Origin of the sequence: Pseudomonas sp. RC10 (assembly GCF_038397775.1) — a bacterium.
Taxonomy (GTDB): Bacteria; Pseudomonadota; Gammaproteobacteria; order Pseudomonadales; family Pseudomonadaceae; genus Aquipseudomonas; species Aquipseudomonas bambusae.
Genome location: NZ_CP151650.1, coordinates 5,345,305 through 5,362,400 on the forward strand (window position 1 = coordinate 5,345,305; position 17,096 = coordinate 5,362,400).

Here is a 17,096-nt window from a genome sequence, read left to right on the forward strand (position 1 = left end):
CCGCAATCGCGAGCAAGCTCACTCCTACAGAACGTAGCGCTCTAGCGTGATCGGGCACGCCGCCATACCTGTGGGAGCGAATTCATTCGCGAAGGCGGCGGCAAATCCAGAACACCTCTATCGCCTGAACCTCTTCGCGAATGAATTCGCACACAGGGGGGTTGCGGCGTGTCTGAATCCTCCCACATGGATCAGCGGTGCGCCTATGATTTGGCGACAACCCCATTGCTCCAGAAAACAAACCGAACTTCCCCCAATCCCCACCGCTCTACCTGACAAGCCCCCCATCCGGTCAAATCCATGGACCTTGTCATCGCCCGCCCCGAAGGCCTCTACTGCCCGCCGGGGGATTTCTACATCGATCCCTGGCGCCCGGTCGAACGCTCCGTCATCACCCATGGCCACGGCGATCACGCCCGCACCGGCAACCAGCACTACCTGGCCGCCGCCCCCGGCGAAGGCATTCTGCGTTCGCGACTGGGTCAGGACATCAACCTGCAGACCCTGCAATACGGCGAATCCATCACCCACCACGGCGTGAAACTGAGCCTGCACCCCGCCGGGCATGTGCTGGGTTCAGCTCAGGTCAGGCTGGAATACAAAGGCGAAATCTGGGTCGCATCGGGGGATTACAAAGTCGAACCCGATGGCACCTGCGAACCCTTCGAGCCGGTGCGCTGCCACACCTTTATCACTGAATCCACCTTCGGCCTGCCAATCTACCGCTGGCAGCCGCAATCGGAAATCTTCACCGGCATCAACGACTGGTGGCGCGCCAATGCCGCCGTCGGCAAAGCCAGCGTGCTGTTCGCCTACTCCTTCGGCAAAGCCCAGCGCATCCTTCACGGCATCGACCCGAGCATCGGCCCGATTCTGGTCCACGGCGCTGTTGAGCCGTTGAACCGGGTGTACCGCGCAGCCGGTGTGCGGATTCCTGAAACGCAATACGCAGGTGACTTCAAAAAAACCGATCCCGCCCTGCGCCAAGCCCTGATCGTCGCGCCGCCTTCCGCAGGCGGCAGCACCTGGATGCGTCGGTTTGGCGACTTCAGCGACGCCTTTGCCAGCGGCTGGATGATGCTGCGCGGCACCCGTCGTCGGCGCGGCGTGGATCGCGGCTTCGCCCTCTCCGACCACGCCGACTGGCCCGGCCTGCTGTGGGCCATCGAGAACACCGGCGCCGAACGGGTGATGGTCACCCACGGCTCGGTGGCGGTGCTGGTGCGCTACCTGCGCGAACTTGGGCTCGACGCCCAGGGCTTCACCACCGAATACGGCGACGAAGAAGACGATGCCCCCGCCAAGCCGGAAACCACGTCAGAAGAGGCGGCCTCATGAAGGCCTTCGCCGAACTCTACGGTTTGCTGGACGCCACCACCTCCAGCAACGCCAAACTCGCGGCCATGCAGCATTATTTCGCCCATGCCGCCCCGGAAGACGCGGCGTGGGCAGTCTACTTTCTGTCCGGCGGTCGGCCTCGGCAACTGGTCCCGACACGCCTGTTGCGGGAACAGGCAATGCTGCTCTCTGGCCTGCCCGAATGGCTGTTCGAAGAAAGCTATCAGGCGGTGGGCGATCTGGCGGAAACCCTTTCGCTCTTGCTGCCGCAAGCCGAACACAGCTCTGACGAAGGCCTCGCCCTGTGGATGGAAAACAAGCTTCTGCCCCTGCGCGGCCTGCCCCCTGAAGAATTGCTGGAACGGCTGCCGACGTTTTGGGCGCAGCTGGACCGTCAGAGCCTGATGGTCTGTTTGAAGCTGATCACCGGCAGCTTTCGCGTTGGCGTGTCGAAACTGCTGGTCACGCGCGCCCTCGCCGCACTGGCCGACATCGACAGCAAGCGTGTGGCGCAACGGCTGGTGGGCTATACCGATCTGTCCCATCGCCCGAGCGCAGAAGGCTATCTGAAGCTGATCGCCCCAGAGTCCGAAGATGAACACGCTCAGCGCGGCGGCCAGCCGTACCCGTTCTTCCTCGCTCATGCGTTGCAGCAGCCGGTGGACCAATTTGAAACATTGCTTGGCCCCGTTGACCGCTGGCAGGTGGAATGGAAGTGGGACGGGATTCGCGCACAGGTGGTCAAGCGCGAGGGACGGCTGTGGATCTGGTCCCGAGGCGAAGAGCTGGTCACCGACCGTTTCCCCGAATTGCACAGCCTCGCGCAATGCCTGCCCGATGGCACCGTCATCGATGGCGAAATCGTCGTGTGGAAAGCGCCTACACCTTCCCCGGAAGCGGATGACGACTTTGAACTGAACACACCTGCGCCGGGCACGCCCAATGAAGAGACGCCGTCGGTCCAGCCATTCGCGCTCCTGCAACAGCGCATCGGTCGCAAGACCCTGGGCAAGAAGATCCTTGAAGATGTTCCGGTGGTGGTGCTGGCTTATGACCTGTTGGAGTGGGAGGGCCACGATTGGCGCAGCCGCCCGCAACATGAACGGCGTACGCAATTGGAGCAGGTGATCGCCGAGGCGCGCAGCCCGGTGCTGATGCCATCCCCGGTGCTCAGCGGCAAGGACTGGCTCGATCTGGGCCAACAGCGCGAGGCATCCCGCAGTCTCGGTGTCGAGGGCATGATGCTCAAGGCCCGGGATTCCTTGTACGGCACCGGCCGAACCAAGGACATGGGCGTCTGGTGGAAGTGGAAGATCGACCCGTTCAGCGTCGACGCCGTGCTGATCTACGCCCAACGTGGCCATGGCCGGCGCGCCAGTCTGTACAGCGATTACACCTTCGCGGTGTGGGACGGGCCGCCGGAATCCAGCGAGCGCACGCTGGTGCCGTTCGCCAAGGCCTATTCCGGGCTGACTGACGAAGAGATGCGCAAAGTCGATGCAATCATTCGCAAGACCACGGTGGAAAAGTTCGGCCCGGTAAGAAGTGTTACCCCGACCCTTGTTTTTGAACTGGGGTTCGAGGGGATTGCGCTGTCGAAACGTCACAAGAGCGGGATTGCGGTACGGTTCCCCCGCATGCTGCGCTGGCGACTGGACAAGCCCGTGGCCGAGGCTGACAGCTTGGCGACGCTGCAGGATTTGCTCGCTTGAGCACCAACATGGTGCGTACCGCCCTCCAGGCATGCCCTTTCTAGCAGCACGGATTGCCAGCGTTGATCTATCCGGGATCGCTACCGACAGCGGGCGGACTGCTACGAATCTAAGCATCCTCGTCGGCGGTGGCCGCTGCGCCATGGAAAACAGGAATTTTTACCGCGCCCTTTTCGATCGTTTCGGCTACTCTCCCCCTGCCTCCGGCGCCCTGAAAAAAGACAAGAGATGGCTCAAAGTCATCATTGCGACAACTCCGTACATTTAAAACGCACGTTCGTCTCTTTGGTTCGGAAATTGCTATCTTTTTGCGGTCTGGCACCTGCCGGTAGCAAGCCTTCGCGTGTTCCCAACGCTCAATTTGGTTTTAAGGACTGAACGATGAAAAAAGCATGGCTGACCCTTTCCGCACTCGCCATCTGTCTGGCCGCTGGCAACGCAATGGCCAAGGAATACAAGGAGCTGCGTTTCGGCGTCGATCCTTCGTACGCGCCCTTCGAATCGAAAGCCGCTGACGGCAGCCTGGTAGGCTTCGACATCGACCTGGGCAACGCGATCTGTGCTGAACTGAAGGTCAAGTGCAAATGGGTCGAGAGCGATTTCGACGGCATGATTCCTGGCCTGAAAGCCAACAAGTTCGACGGCGTGATCTCCTCCATGACCGTGACCACAGCGCGCGAGAAAGTCATCGACTTCTCCAGCGAACTGTTCTCCGGCCCGACCTCGCTGGTTTACAAAAAGGGTTCCGGCATCTCGGCTGACACCGCTTCGCTGAAAGGCAAGACCGTCGGTTACGAGCAAGGCACCATTCAAGAAGCCTACGCCAAGGCCGTTCTGGACAAGGCTGGCGTGAAAACCCAGGCCTACGCCAACCAGGACCAGGTTTACGCTGACCTGGTATCGGGTCGCCTGGACGCCTCCGTACAAGACATGCTGCAAGCCGAACTGGGCTTCCTGAAGTCGCCACAAGGTGCTGATTACGAAGTCAGCAAGCCAATCGACGATCCACTGCTGCCAGCCAAAACGGCCGTCGGCATCTCGAAAGGTAACAAAGACCTGAAAGCGCTTTTGGATAAAGGTATCAAAGCGTTACACGACGACGGCAAGTATGCCGAGATCCAGAAAAAGCACTTTGGTGATCTGAATCTGTACAGCGGTAAATAAGTAAACTAACGCCCATCGACTTCAGAGGTCATCCGAATCCCCCTCTGATATCGATGGGCGTTTTTATTGACTGTATAGGTTCCACATGCTCGATACTCTCCTGCAAAACCTGGGACTGTCCGCGTTCAGCCTCAAGGGCTTCGGCCCGTTGCTGCTTCAGGGCACCTGGATGACCGTCAAATTATCGGTAATGTCGCTGCTGCTGGCCATCGTGCTTGGCTTGCTGGGCGCCAGTGCCAAACTGTCGAAAAGCGCCGTGCTGCGCGTTCCGGCGCAAATCTACACCACGCTGATTCGGGGCATTCCGGACCTGGTGTTGATGCTGCTGATCTTCTACAGCCTGCAAACCTGGCTGACGAGCCTGACCGAAATCATGGAATGGGATTACATCGAAATCGATCCCTTCGCTGCAGGCGTCATCACCTTGGGCTTCATCTATGGTGCGTACTTCACCGAGACGTTCCGTGGCGCGATCCTCGCCGTGCCCCGTGGACAGGTCGAAGCCGCCACGGCCTATGGCCTGAGCCGCTCTCAGCGGTTCCGCTTCGTGGTCTTCCCGCAGATGATGCGCTTTGCCCTCCCCGGTATCGGCAACAACTGGCAAGTGGTGCTCAAAGCCACGGCACTGGTGTCGATCATCGGCCTGGCTGATCTGGTCAAGGCGTCGCAAGACGCCGGCAAAAGCACGTATCAACTGTTCTATTTCCTGGTGCTCGCGGCATTGATCTATCTGGTCATCACCAGCGTCTCCAACTTCGCCCTGCGCTGGGCCGAACGGCGTTACGCCGCTGGCAGCCGGGAGGCTCAACGATGATCGAATTGCTGCAAGAGTACTGGCGCGCCTTCCTTTATACGGATGGCCAGAACATCACCGGGCTGGCCATGACGATGTGGCTGCTCAGCGCCTCCATCGCCATCGGCTTCATCGTGTCGATCCCGCTGTCCATTGCTCGCGTGTCGCGCAATCCGCTGGTTCGCTGGCCGGTGCAGTTCTACACCTACCTGTTCCGGGGCACGCCGCTCTACATCCAGTTGCTGATCTGCTACACCGGCATCTACAGCATTGCCGCCGTACGCGAACAGCCGATGCTGGGCGCGTTCTTCCGTGACGCGATGAACTGCACCATCCTCGCCTTCGCCCTCAATACATGCGCCTACACCACCGAGATTTTCGCCGGTGCGATTCGCAGCATGAACCACGGCGAAGTCGAGGCAGCCAAGGCCTACGGCCTGACCGGCTGGCGCCTGTACACCTACGTGATCATGCCGTCGGCGCTGCGTCGTTCGCTGCCGTACTACAGCAACGAAGTGATCCTGATGCTGCACTCGACGACGGTGGCCTTCACCGCCACGGTGCCGGACATCCTCAAGGTGGCCCGCGACGCCAACTCCGCGACCTTCATGACATTTCAGTCGTTCGGCATCGCTGCGCTGATCTACCTCACGGTCACGTTCATTCTGGTGGGCCTGTTCCGCCTGGCCGAGCGCCGCTGGCTGGCCTTCCTCGGCCCGTCTCACTAGGACCTGCCCATGCGACACCAGACTCATGACTTGCTGTCGCCGGTGCCAGGCACTGCGCGACAGATTCACAGCTTTCATTACGGCCCCGAAAACGGCGCCTGCAAGATTTACATCCAGTCTTCCCTGCACGCCGACGAACTGCCCGGCATGCTGGTGTCGTGGTATTTGAAGCAGCGCCTGGCCGAGCTTGAAAAGGCCGGTCAACTGCTCGGGGAAATCGTCATCGTGCCGGTCGCCAATCCGACCGGGCTGGAACAGGTGCTGATGGACATCCCGCTGGGCCGCTATGAGTTGGAAAGCGGACAGAACTTCAATCGCTGGTTCGTCGATGTTGCGCAACAGGTGGGCGATGAAATCGAGCCGCTGCTGAACGACGACGCCGAACGCAACGTCAGCCTGATCCGCACGCACCTGCGGGCCGCCCTGCTCGCCCGCACTGGCGCCACTCAGCTGGAATCGCAACGCCTCGCATTGCAACGACTGGCCTGTGATGCCGACATGGTGCTGGACCTGCATTGCGACTTCGAATCGGTGGAGCACCTGTACACCACGCCGGAAGCTTGGTCTCAGGTCGAACCGCTGTCCCGTTATCTGGGTGCGCAAGCCAGCCTGCTGGCCACCGATTCGGGGGGACAGTCGTTCGACGAGTGCTTCACGCTGGTCTGGTGGCAGCTGCAACAACGCTTCGAAAAGCGCTTCCCGATTCCGTTGGGCAGCTTTTCGGTGACCCTGGAATTGCGCGGTCAGGGAGACGTGAGTCACGCTCTTGGCAGCCGCGACTGTCAGGCGATCATCAGCTACCTGATGCATTACGGTGCGATTGCCGGAGAGCCGGTGGCGCAACCCGAACTGATTTATCCGGCGACGCCTCTGGCGGCGGTCGAACCGGTTGCCACGCCTGTCGGCGGCCTGCTGGTGTTCTGCACCTTGCCGGGCGAGTACGTCGAAGCGGGGCAACTGATCGCTGAGGTCATTGACCCGATCAGCGATGACGTGACCCCGATCCACGCGGCCAACGCCGGCCTTATGTACGCCCGCTCCTTGCGACGCATGGCAACCGCCGGCATGGTCATCGCCCATGTCGCCGGTACCGAGCCCTTCCGCAGCGGCTACTTACTTTCTCCTTAAGGATTGCCAGTCATGTACAAACTGACCATCGATGGCCTGCACAAAAGCTACGGTGACCACGAGGTGCTCAAAGGCGTGTCGCTCAAGGCCAACGTCGGTGACGTGATCTGCCTGATCGGCGCCAGCGGCTCGGGCAAAAGCACCTTCTTGCGCTGCATCAACTTCCTCGAACAACCCAACGACGGCGCCATGAGCCTCGACGGCCAGCAGGTCCGCATGGTCAGCGACGCCACCGGCATGCGCGTGGCTGACCCGGCCGAACTGCAACGCATCCGCACCCGCCTGGCGATGGTGTTCCAGCATTTCAATCTGTGGAGCCACATGACGGTGCTGGAAAACATCACCATGGCCCCGCGCCGGGTGCTGGGCGTGTCCAAAGTGGAAGCCGAAGACCGCGCGCGCAAGTACCTGGAAAAAGTCGGCCTGCCTGCACGCGTGGCCGATCAGTACCCGGCGTTCCTGTCCGGCGGCCAGCAGCAGCGCGTGGCGATTGCCCGGGCGCTGGCGATGGAGCCGGAAATCATGCTCTTCGACGAACCGACGTCGGCCCTCGACCCGGAGTTGGTGGGTGAAGTGCTGAAGGTGATTCAGGGCCTGGCCGAAGAAGGCCGCACGATGATTCTGGTGACTCACGAAATGGGCTTCGCCCGAAAAGTGGCGAATCAGGTCGTGTTCCTGCACCAGGGCCAGATCGAAGAAATCGGCCACCCGGACGACGTGCTGGGCAGCCCGAAAAGCGAGCGGTTGAAGCAATTCCTGAGTGGCAATCTGAAGTAAAAACGCTGACTCCACAGAGCGACACGTTCACCTGTGGGAGCGAATTCATTCGCGATGGGCCGGTACATTCCATACATCTCTGTCGGATGTACCCTCGCATCGCGAATGAATTCGCTCCCACACAGATTCCACCCCACAGATCACCCTGCCGCATCAATCCAACCAAACTAATCCCCTCCCCCAACGGTCTCTGACTTAAACCCCATCAGAGCCCGCGCATGCCCAAGACCGTGAATTTTGCCCAGCGCTGGTTCGACACGCGCGGCTGGAAACCTTTTCCTTTCCAGAAAGAAGTCTGGGCAGCTGTCGCCCGAGGAGAATCCGGCTTGTTGCACGCCAGCACCGGCGCGGGCAAGACCTACTCGGTATGGTTCGGCGCCCTCAACCGCTTTGCCCGACTGCCTACAGAAAACGCGGAAAAACCGCGCAAACGCAAAGTCCCGCCGACGCCGTTGACGGTCCTGTGGATCACCCCCATGCGTGCATTGGCCGCCGACACCGCCCGCGCACTCGAAGCGCCGCTGCTGGACCTGCAAATTCCCTGGAGCGTCGGCTTGCGCACCGGCGACACCAGCAGCAGCGAGCGGGCCAAACAGGGCCGACGCCTGCCGACCGCGCTGATCACGACGCCTGAAAGCCTCACCCTGCTGCTGACCCGCGCTGACGCGGAGGCGACGTTCTCGACGCTGAAAATGATCGTCGTCGATGAGTGGCACGAACTGATCGGCAACAAACGCGGCGTGCAACTGCAATTGGCAATCGCCCGCCTGCGTCGATGGAATCCGGCCCTGATCGTGTGGGGGCTTTCCGCGACGCTAGGCAACCAGACCCACGCACAACAGGTGTTGATCGGCGACAACGGCACGACGGTTCAAGGCAAAGTGGTTAAAGAGCTGATCATCGACACCCTCATTCCCCAGGGCATCGAACGTTTCCCGTGGGCCGGGCACATGGGGCTGAAGATGCTGCCCCAAGTGCTGGCCGAGGTGGACAGCAGCACCAGTTGCCTGCTGTTCACCAACACCCGGGCGCAGTCGGAAATCTGGTATCAGGCGCTGCTGGAAGCCCGTCCGGACTGGGCCGGACTGATCGCGCTGCACCATGGCTCGCTGTCCCGCGAGGTGCGTGACTGGGTTGAACGCGCGCTGAAGGAAGGGCATCTCAAAGCCGTGGTCTGCACCTCCAGCCTCGATTTGGGGGTGGACTTTCTGCCCGTGGAGCGAGTGTTGCAGATCGGCTCGGCCAAAGGCGTCGCACGCCTGATGCAACGCGCCGGACGTTCAGGCCACGCCCCCGGTCGACCTTCCCGCGTGACGCTCGTGCCGACACACAGTCTGGAGCTGGTGGAAGCGGCCGCCGCCCGCGACGCTGTGAATGCGCGCCTGATCGAACCCAGAGAATCCCCCCACAAACCGCTGGACGTTCTCGTACAGCATTTGGTGAGCATGGCGCTCGGGGGCGGCTTTCTGCCTGACGAACTCCTGGCCGAAGTCCGCACCGCGTGGGCCTACCGCGACCTCACGCAAGCGGAATGGGAATGGGCGTTGGCCTTCGTCCGGCATGGCGGCCTGTCATTGACGGCCTACCCGGATTACCGACGCGTCGAGCCCGACGAACACGGGGTCTGGCGTGTGCCGGATGCGCGTCTGGCCCGGCGTCACCGCATGAGCGTCGGCACCATCGTCAGCGACGCCAGCATCAACGTGAAGTATTGGAGCAAAGGTGGCGGGGGCGGCTCGCTGGGCAGTGTCGAAGAGGGATTCATCGCCCGCCTGAAACCGGGCGACGGCTTTCTCTTCAGCGGCCGCTTGCTGGAACTGGTGCGCGTGGAGAACATGACCGCCTATGTGAAACGGGCGACAACCAAAAAAGCCGCCGTCCCACGCTGGAATGGCGGACGGATGCCACTCTCCAGCGAATTGGCTGACGCGGTGGTCGACAAATTCGACGCAGCCGCTCATCACCATTACGACAGCCCGGAAATGCACACCGTCAGCCCCTTGCTGGAAGTGCAGCGGGAATGGTCAGCCCTGCCTCGAAAGGACACCTTGCTGGCAGAAGTCTTGAAGTCTCGCGAAGGGTGGCACCTGTTTCTCTACCCCTTTGCCGGGCGTCACGTGCACCTGGGGCTGGCGAGCCTGCTGGCGTGGCGGCTGAGTCGCGACACGCCGTTGACCTTCTCCATCGCCGTCAACGACTACGGCTTCGAGCTGCTGAGCGCGACGGAGTTGGATTGGTCGCGACGCATGAGCGGCGGGCTCTTCAGCGAGGACAATTTGCTGGCAGACATCATCGCCAGCCTGAACGCGGGCGAACTGGCCCTGCGTCGCTTCAGGGAGATCGCCCGGATCGCCGGGCTGGTGTTCTCTGGCTACCCAGGAGCACCCAAGAGCAATCGTCAGCTGCAGGCCTCCAGCGGATTGTTCTTCGAAGTGTTCAAGCAGTACGACGCCGGTAATCTGCTGCTGACCCAAGCCCAAGAAGAAGTGCTGCGTCAGGAACTGGACGTGAGCCGACTGGAACACACGCTCCGCCGCATCAACGGCAAAACGCTGGACCTGCATGTGATCAAGCGCCCGACGCCCATGGCGTTTCCATTGCTGGTGGAGCGCATGCGGGAAAGCCTGAGCACTGAAAAACTGTCCGATCGCATCGCGCGCATGGTGCAGGATCTGGAAAAAGCTGCTGGACCTGAGGTAACCGTTTGAGACCCTATTTATCGATTCAACTGGCCGATGCCGAGCTGTGGCTGTTGGCGGATAAAGCCGTGTACTACCCCGCCGAACGTGCGCTGCTGATTGCCGACGCGCATTTCGGCAAAGCCGCTGCCTATCGCCGGCTCGGGCAGCCTGTCCCCCATGGCACGACCGACGACAACCTCCAACGGCTCGATGCCTTGCTGGCGGGGTACGACTGCGACCACCTGATTTTTCTCGGCGACTTCTTGCACGCTCCGGAATCCCACGCGTCAGGGACGCTCTCGGCGATACACGCATGGCGCGAGCGGCACGAGGGACTGGCCATCACGCTGATCCGGGGTAACCACGACAAACGGGCGGGCGACCCTCCTCCCACGCTGGCGATCAACGTCGTACCCGAGCCCCTGTTGCTGGGCCCGTTTTCGCTGCAGCATGAACCGGACCCGCATCCCTCGCACCACGTGCTCGCAGGCCATGTGCATCCTGCCTACAGGCTTTTCGGACGGGGACGACAACGGCTGCGGCTGCCCTGCTTTTACGTTCAGCCACACGTCAGTCTGCTGCCTGCATTCGGCGCATTTACCGGCGGGATGAATATCGAGAGAGCCGAAGACAGCAGGGTTTACGTCGTCGGGGACGGCGCAGTGTGGGAAGTGTCTGAATAACGCGTCGGACTGGAGGTTTGAAGCAGATCCTGCCGGTACCGAAGCACCGGCAGGGGGCTTCGTTATGCGACGGGGGCAGGCGGCGGCTGATCAGGTTCAGTAGGCGATCCTGGCTCTTCCGGCTGCGGGTAATCGTTGGGTGTGTCAGGGTTCGGCTGACCGGGAATGCCCCCGGCAACCATGTTGTTCAGATGAGGATGCGCTAACAGCGACCACGCCAGCAGCCCGACTTGATTCTGTCCCGGGTCGGATTCCTTGGTGCTGGTCTTGATTTGTCTCTTCATAGGGCACTCCTGAGCGTTGGCCCCATCCGCCTGGTGCGGATGGGAACGGTTCAGTCAGTAGAGTGCAGTTTTCGAGACTAATTCAGTTTCGAGATGACCAACGGCGAAAATCAGGTGCGTGGCAAAGTGACACCGCGCTGACCCTGGTACTTGCCGCCGCGGTCCTTGTACGAGACTTCGCATTCTTCGTCAGATTCCAGGAACAGCATCTGTGCGACGCCTTCGTTCGCGTAGATCTTGGCCGGCAGCGTGGTGGTGTTGGAGAACTCCAGGGTCACGTGGCCTTCCCATTCCGGCTCCAGCGGCGTCACGTTGACGATGATACCGCAGCGGGCGTAGGTGCTTTTCCCCAGGCAGATGGTCAGCACGTTGCGCGGAATTCGGAAGTATTCGACGGTGCGCGCCAGCGCGAAGGAGTTCGGCGGGATGATGCAGACGTCGCTCTTGACGTCGACAAAACTTTTTTCATCGAAATTCTTCGGATCGACGGTCGCCGAGTTGATGTTGGTGAACACCTTGAATTCGTCGGCGCAACGCACGTCGTAGCCGTAGCTGGAGACGCCGAAGGAGATCAGACGGTCGGCGCCCTCGCCGCGCATCTGGCGTTCGACGAAGGGCTCGATCATGCCGTGCTCTTGCGCCATGCGGCGAATCCACTTGTCCGATTTGATGCTCATGGCGGTGTCCTGAATAGCGAGGTGAAAAAAGATGTCCGGCATCTTACCGGGCTGGGGCGCAGGGTTCAAAGATTGCGCGCGGCGAGGGGTACAAACCGTCGGTCATCCTCCGAAATAAACGTCGACCAACCATTGGCACACTCTGGAAAAAGGGTTAAGGTGGCGCCACTGTGTTGCTTGTGTCACTGAGAATCTCTACACGATGTTGAATTTCGATCCAACCATCTCCATGAATTTTCCTGCTCTTTGCACTCAGTCTCGGCCAGGGCTCTTCCTGAGTCGCAGTTAACTTTGTCCAAGGAGATACACCATGTCCAATCGCCAAACCGGTACCGTTAAGTGGTTCAACGATGAAAAAGGCTTCGGCTTCATCACTCCACAATCCGGTGACGACCTGTTCGTACACTTCAAAGCTATCCAATCCGACGGCTTCAAAAGCCTGAAAGAAGGCCAACAGGTTTCTTTCATCGCTACCCGCGGTCAGAAAGGCATGCAAGCTGAAGAAGTTCAAGTTATCTAACTTGTACTGAATCGCTTCAAAAAACCCCGCTCTCAAGGCGGGGTTTTTTTATGCCTGCCAATAACAGCTCCGCAAAAAACTGTGGGAGCGAATTTATTCGCGATAGGTCAGTGCATTCGACGCATTCCTGTCGTCTGTACCAACGTCTCGCGAATGAATTCGCTCCCACAGGGTTCAGCACGCCACCTGCAATCAATCGTCGCTGACGGAAATGTTCGGCATCGCAGGCGACGCAGCTTCCTGCAACACAATGCGCGCCCCCACGTGACGCGCCAGCTCCTGATAGACCATGGCAATCTGGCTTTCCGGTTCGGCAATTGCTGTCGGCTTGCCGCCGTCCGCCTGTTCGCGAATCAGCATCGACAACGGCAACGAAGCCAGCAGCTCCACGCCGTATTGCGACGCCAGCTTTTCGCCACCGCCTTCACCGAACAAGTGCTCGGCATGGCCGCAATTCGAGCAGATGTGCACCGCCATGTTCTCGACGACGCCCAGCACTGGAATGTTCACCTTGCGGAACATTTCCACGCCCTTTTTCGCATCCAGCAATGCCAGATCCTGAGGAGTGGTGACGATGACGGCGCCCGCAACCGGGACCTTTTGCGCCAGGGTCAACTGGATATCGCCCGTGCCCGGCGGCATGTCGATGACCAGATAATCCAAGTCATTCCACGCTGTCTGGGTGATGAGCTGCAACAGAGCGCCGGAAACCATCGGACCTCGCCAGACCATCGGCGTGTTGTCGTCGGTCAGGAACGCCATCGACATCACTTCGATGCCATGGGCCTCGACCGGCACGAACCATTTCTGGTCTTTGACCTTCGGCCGCGTGCCCTCGGGAATGCCGAACATCACGCCTTGGCTCGGGCCGTAAATGTCCGCATCGAGAATGCCCACCCGTGCGCCCTCGCGGGACAGCGCCAGCGCCAGGTTGGCGGCCGTGGTGGATTTGCCCACCCCGCCTTTGCCCGAAGCGACGGCAACGATATTCTTGACGTTGGCCAGACCCGGAATTTGCCCTTGCGCCTTGTGCGCAGTGATCAGAGTATCGATCCGGACGTTGGCGGACGAAACGCCTTCCAGGCCCTCAATGGCCATTTGTAGCATCTGCGCCCAACCGTTCTTGAACAGCGCGGCGGCGTAGCCCAGCTCCAGCTGCACGCTGACGCGATCACCCTCGATGTCGATGGCTCGCACGCAACCGGCGCTGACCGGGTCTTGGTTCAAATAAGGATCGGTGTACTGGCGAAGGACGGCTTCCACCGTTGCGCGATTCACAGCGCTCATGGGTCACTCCCGAAAAAAGACTGAGCAAAACAGGCGGCTATCCTACCGCGTCTGTCGGATCAGAGGGGGTGGCTTTTGCTTTCACGTGGCGGGGCGAATTCCGACACGCTGTGCGGGATGAAAAAAAACGTTCAGACCTTTATAGTGGCCGATCTTCGTTTCACTTCAAGTAGCCGAGCCCCATGTCCGAGCCACGCAAGATCCTCGTCACCAGCGCCCTGCCCTATGCCAACGGTTCCATCCACCTTGGCCACATGCTCGAATACATCCAGACCGACATGTGGGTGCGTTTCCAGAAGCACCGCGGCAATCAGTGCATCTACGTGTGCGCAGACGATGCCCACGGCTCGGCGATCATGCTCCGCGCAGAAAAAGAAGGCATCACCCCGGAACAACTCATCGCCAACGTCCAGGCCGAGCACAGCGCCGACTTTGCCGACTTCCTGGTGGATTTCGACAATTTCCACTCGACCCACGCCGAAGAAAACCGTGAGCTGTCGAGCCTGATCTACACCCGTCTGCGCGACGCCGGGCACATCGCCACGCGTTCCGTGACCCAGTATTTCGACCCGGAAAAGAAAATGTTCCTGGCCGACCGCTTCATCAAGGGCACCTGCCCGAAATGCGGCACCGAAGACCAGTACGGCGACAACTGCGAAAAATGCGGCGCCACCTACGCACCGACCGATCTGAAAGACCCGAAATCGGCGATTTCCGGCGCAACCCCGGTGCTCAAGGACTCCAAGCACTTCTTCTTCGACCTGCCCGCTTTCGACGCCATGCTGAAGAGCTGGACCCGCAGCGGCACCCTGCAAGACGCGGTCGCGAACAAGATCGCCGAATGGCTGGATTCAGGCCTGCAACAGTGGGACATCTCCCGGGACGCCCCGTATTTCGGTTTCGAGATTCCGGACGAGCCGGGCAAGTATTTCTACGTCTGGCTGGACGCGCCCATCGGCTACATGGCCAGCTTCAAGAACCTGTGCGACCGTACGCCGGACCTTGATTTCGACGCGTTCTGGAACAAAGACTCGACCACCGAGCTGTATCACTTCATCGGCAAGGACATCGTCAATTTCCACGCGCTGTTCTGGCCCGCGATGCTCGAAGGCTCGGGCTTCCGTAAACCAAGCGGCATCAACGTCCATGGCTACCTGACCGTCAATGGCCAGAAAATGTCCAAGTCCCGTGGCACCTTCATCAAGGCGCGCACTTACCTTGAGCACCTGTCGCCGGAATACCTGCGTTATTACTACGCAGCCAAGCTGGGCCGTGGCGTCGACGACCTGGACCTGAACCTCGAAGACTTCGTGCAGAAGGTCAACTCCGACCTGATCGGCAAGGTCGTGAACATCGCCAGCCGTTGCGCCGGTTTCATTCATAAAGGCAACGCGGGTGTGCTGGTGGCGGGCAATGCCGCGCCAGAGCTGACCGACGCGTTCCTGGCGGCCGCGCCGAGCATCGCAGAAGCCTACGAAGCGCGTGATTTCGCCCGTGCCATGCGTGAAATCATGGCCCTGGCCGATCGCGCCAACGCCTGGATCGCCGACAAGGCCCCGTGGTCGCTGGCCAAGCAGGACGGCAAACAGGACGAAGTCCAGGCCATCTGCGCACTGGGTATCAACCTGTTCCGCCAACTGGTGATTTTCCTCAAGCCGGTGCTACCGAATCTGGCCGCCGATGCCGAACAGTTCCTCAACGTCGCGCCGCTGACATGGAACGACCATTTGACCCTGCTCAGCACTCATCAGTTGAACCCGTTCCAGGCCCTGATGACCCGCATCGACCCGGCCAAGGTGGAAGCCATGACCAACGCCTCTAAAGAAGACCTGACTGCCAGCGCCACCGACACGGGTGCAACTGCGCAAGGCAACGGAGAACTGACCAAGGATCCGCTGTCGCCAGAAATCGACTTCGATGCCTTCGCGGCCATCGACCTGCGCGTGGCGTTGATCGAGAAAGCCGAGCATGTCGAAGGGGCTGACAAACTGCTACGCCTGACGTTGGATATCGGCGATGAGAAGCGCAATGTGTTCTCCGGAATCAAGAGTGCTTACCCGAATCCGGCCGAGTTGGAAGGTCGCCTGACCATGATGATCGCCAACCTCAAGCCTCGGAAAATGCGTTTTGGCATTTCTGAGGGCATGGTGATGGCGGCCGGTCCTGGCGGTGAAGAGATCTACCTGTTGAGCCCTGACAGCGGCGCCAAGCCGGGCCAGCGCATCAAGTAACCGTGAACGTGATCGACGCCCTGCCAGGGCGTCGGTCGAGTCAAAGCATGAACCTGATTCAGCGGATTGACGCCTTGCTGCCGCAAACCCAATGCGGCAAATGCGACCACCCTGGCTGCAAGCCCTACGCCGAAGGGATTGCCAACGGCGAAGCCATCAACAAATGCCCGCCTGGCGGCGATGAAAGCATCGCGGCGTTGTCGCGCCTCTTGAATGTGCCCGTCATTCCACTCGATACCGAACGTGGCAGCGCTCCTCCCCAGATCGCCTTCATCCGTGAAGCCGAATGCATTGGTTGCACCAAGTGCATTCAGGCGTGCCCGGTGGACGCCATCGTCGGCGCCGCCAAACTGATGCACACCGTGATCATCGACGAATGCACGGGTTGCGATCTGTGCGTCGCCCCTTGCCCCGTCGATTGCATCGACATGCTGCCGCTGCCCTCCTCCGCTGTCGTGGCCATTGTGGGCGGCCTGGCGTTGGATGAAGCCCAGCGATTGGCTCGGGCGGCCAAGCGCGGCCACGCTCGTCAGCGATTCGAGGCCCGCAACACACGCCTGCAACGCGAAGAGCAGCAGCGTCAGGCTGAACGTCTTGCACGCCAACGCAAATCGGAAAGCCTTGCCCCGGCCAACGCCGATCCTGTCCAGGCGGCATTGGCGCGGGTGAGGACACAAAAGGCTGCCGACCACGATGCCGCGCTGAAACAAGCACGCGTCAATCTCGCCATGAGCCGTGCTCAGTTGAATAAGTCGCTCAAAGCCTTTGGCCACCCGCCCATCGCGGAGCAGGCTGCGCGGCTGGTGGAGTTGCAGAGGGAGTTTGAAGAGGCTGAACAGGCGCTGGTCGGGATTCAACAGGCTGCGCCGCTGACTCCAGGCCCTTCAGCCACGCCATCCGCTGAGGAAAAACCTGCCGTCAAACCCGACAAAGCAGCGCTGAATCGCGCCAAAATCCAGCTGGCCATGCGCCGGGCAGCCTTGAGCAAGGCTCAAGCCGCCGGTCTGCCTGCTGAAGAGATTGCCGTGTTGACCGGTGAGGTTGCTCAGGCACAGCAGGCATTGAACGTTCTGGACGGGTCTTAAGCGTCCTG

The 17,096-nt window shown here is 60.7% G+C and carries 15 protein-coding genes; 12 read left to right on the forward strand and 3 right to left on the reverse strand.

Translation table 11 applies throughout. From position 1 onward, the window contains the following. The first annotated feature begins 300 nt into the window (after positions 1-300). The 9 genes from AAEO81_RS24175 to pdeM all read left to right on the forward strand — a co-directional run bounded on the left by AAEO81_RS24175 (position 301) and on the right by pdeM (position 11,004). Positions 301-1,338: a ligase-associated DNA damage response exonuclease gene (locus AAEO81_RS24175; RefSeq protein WP_341959544.1), complete on the forward strand. Its 1,038-nt coding sequence runs from the start codon at positions 301-303 to the stop codon at positions 1,336-1,338. After that, positions 1,335-3,050: an ATP-dependent DNA ligase gene (locus AAEO81_RS24180; protein ID WP_341959545.1), complete on the forward strand. Its 1,716-nt coding sequence runs from the start codon at positions 1,335-1,337 to the stop codon at positions 3,048-3,050. The genes AAEO81_RS24175 and AAEO81_RS24180 overlap by 4 nt, the downstream gene beginning before the upstream one ends. A gap of 381 nt (positions 3,051-3,431) precedes the next feature. Further along, on the forward strand, positions 3,432-4,214 hold the full coding sequence (locus AAEO81_RS24185) for a transporter substrate-binding domain-containing protein (protein WP_166593445.1): 783 nt from the start codon (positions 3,432-3,434) through the stop codon (positions 4,212-4,214). Between the two features lie 85 nt (positions 4,215-4,299). Then, positions 4,300-5,028 (forward strand): ABC transporter permease, encoded by a 729-nt coding sequence (locus tag AAEO81_RS24190; RefSeq protein ID WP_166593446.1) that lies wholly within the window; start codon positions 4,300-4,302, stop codon positions 5,026-5,028. Then, positions 5,025-5,735 (forward strand): ABC transporter permease, encoded by a 711-nt coding sequence (locus AAEO81_RS24195; RefSeq protein ID WP_166593447.1) that lies wholly within the window; start codon positions 5,025-5,027, stop codon positions 5,733-5,735. The genes AAEO81_RS24190 and AAEO81_RS24195 overlap by 4 nt, the downstream gene beginning before the upstream one ends. Positions 5,736-5,744: 9 nt before the next feature. After that, positions 5,745-6,863, forward strand: coding sequence for a succinylglutamate desuccinylase/aspartoacylase family protein (locus tag AAEO81_RS24200; protein ID WP_341959546.1), 1,119 nt, complete (start codon positions 5,745-5,747; stop codon positions 6,861-6,863). A 12-nt stretch (positions 6,864-6,875) separates the two neighbouring features. Then, positions 6,876-7,640: an ATP-binding cassette domain-containing protein gene (locus tag AAEO81_RS24205; protein ID WP_166593449.1), complete on the forward strand. Its 765-nt coding sequence runs from the start codon at positions 6,876-6,878 to the stop codon at positions 7,638-7,640. A 218-nt stretch (positions 7,641-7,858) separates the two neighbouring features. After that, entirely contained in the window at positions 7,859-10,348 is a 2,490-nt protein-coding gene (locus AAEO81_RS24210; protein ID WP_341959547.1) for a ligase-associated DNA damage response DEXH box helicase, read from the forward strand. Further along, complete coding sequence (gene pdeM, locus AAEO81_RS24215) at positions 10,345-11,004, forward strand: ligase-associated DNA damage response endonuclease PdeM (RefSeq protein ID WP_341959548.1); 660 nt, start codon at positions 10,345-10,347, stop codon at positions 11,002-11,004. Before AAEO81_RS24210 ends, pdeM begins: the two co-directional genes overlap by 4 nt. A 62-nt stretch (positions 11,005-11,066) precedes the next feature. On the opposite strand, the gene AAEO81_RS24220 is transcribed toward pdeM, so the two are convergent. Beyond that, positions 11,067-11,288: a hypothetical protein gene (locus tag AAEO81_RS24220; protein WP_341959549.1), complete on the reverse strand. Its 222-nt coding sequence runs from the start codon at positions 11,286-11,288 to the stop codon at positions 11,067-11,069. Positions 11,289-11,398: 110 nt separating this feature from the next. Next, positions 11,399-11,965, reverse strand: a complete 567-nt coding sequence (gene dcd / locus AAEO81_RS24225) for a dCTP deaminase (RefSeq protein WP_003184751.1) — start codon at positions 11,963-11,965, stop codon at positions 11,399-11,401. Positions 11,966-12,275: 310 nt separating this feature from the next. Here dcd and AAEO81_RS24230 point away from each other — a divergent pair, with 310 nt between their 5' ends. After that, positions 12,276-12,485 (forward strand): cold-shock protein, encoded by a 210-nt coding sequence (locus tag AAEO81_RS24230; protein WP_002554837.1) that lies wholly within the window; start codon positions 12,276-12,278, stop codon positions 12,483-12,485. A gap of 192 nt (positions 12,486-12,677) precedes the next feature. On the opposite strand, the gene apbC is transcribed toward AAEO81_RS24230, so the two are convergent. Then, entirely contained in the window at positions 12,678-13,772 is a 1,095-nt protein-coding gene (gene apbC, locus AAEO81_RS24235) for an iron-sulfur cluster carrier protein ApbC (protein WP_341959550.1), read from the reverse strand. A gap of 182 nt (positions 13,773-13,954) precedes the next feature. Here apbC and metG point away from each other — a divergent pair, with 182 nt between their 5' ends. Both metG and rsxB read left to right on the forward strand, forming a co-directional pair. Continuing rightward, positions 13,955-16,003 carry a methionine--tRNA ligase gene (gene metG / locus AAEO81_RS24240; protein ID WP_341959551.1) on the forward strand — a complete coding sequence of 683 codons (2,049 nt, stop codon included), beginning with the start codon at positions 13,955-13,957 and terminating at the stop codon, positions 16,001-16,003. Positions 16,004-16,050: 47 nt separating this feature from the next. Beyond that, positions 16,051-17,088, forward strand: coding sequence for an electron transport complex subunit RsxB (gene rsxB, locus AAEO81_RS24245; protein WP_341959552.1), 1,038 nt, complete (start codon positions 16,051-16,053; stop codon positions 17,086-17,088). The last annotated feature ends 8 nt before the right edge of the window (positions 17,089-17,096 follow it).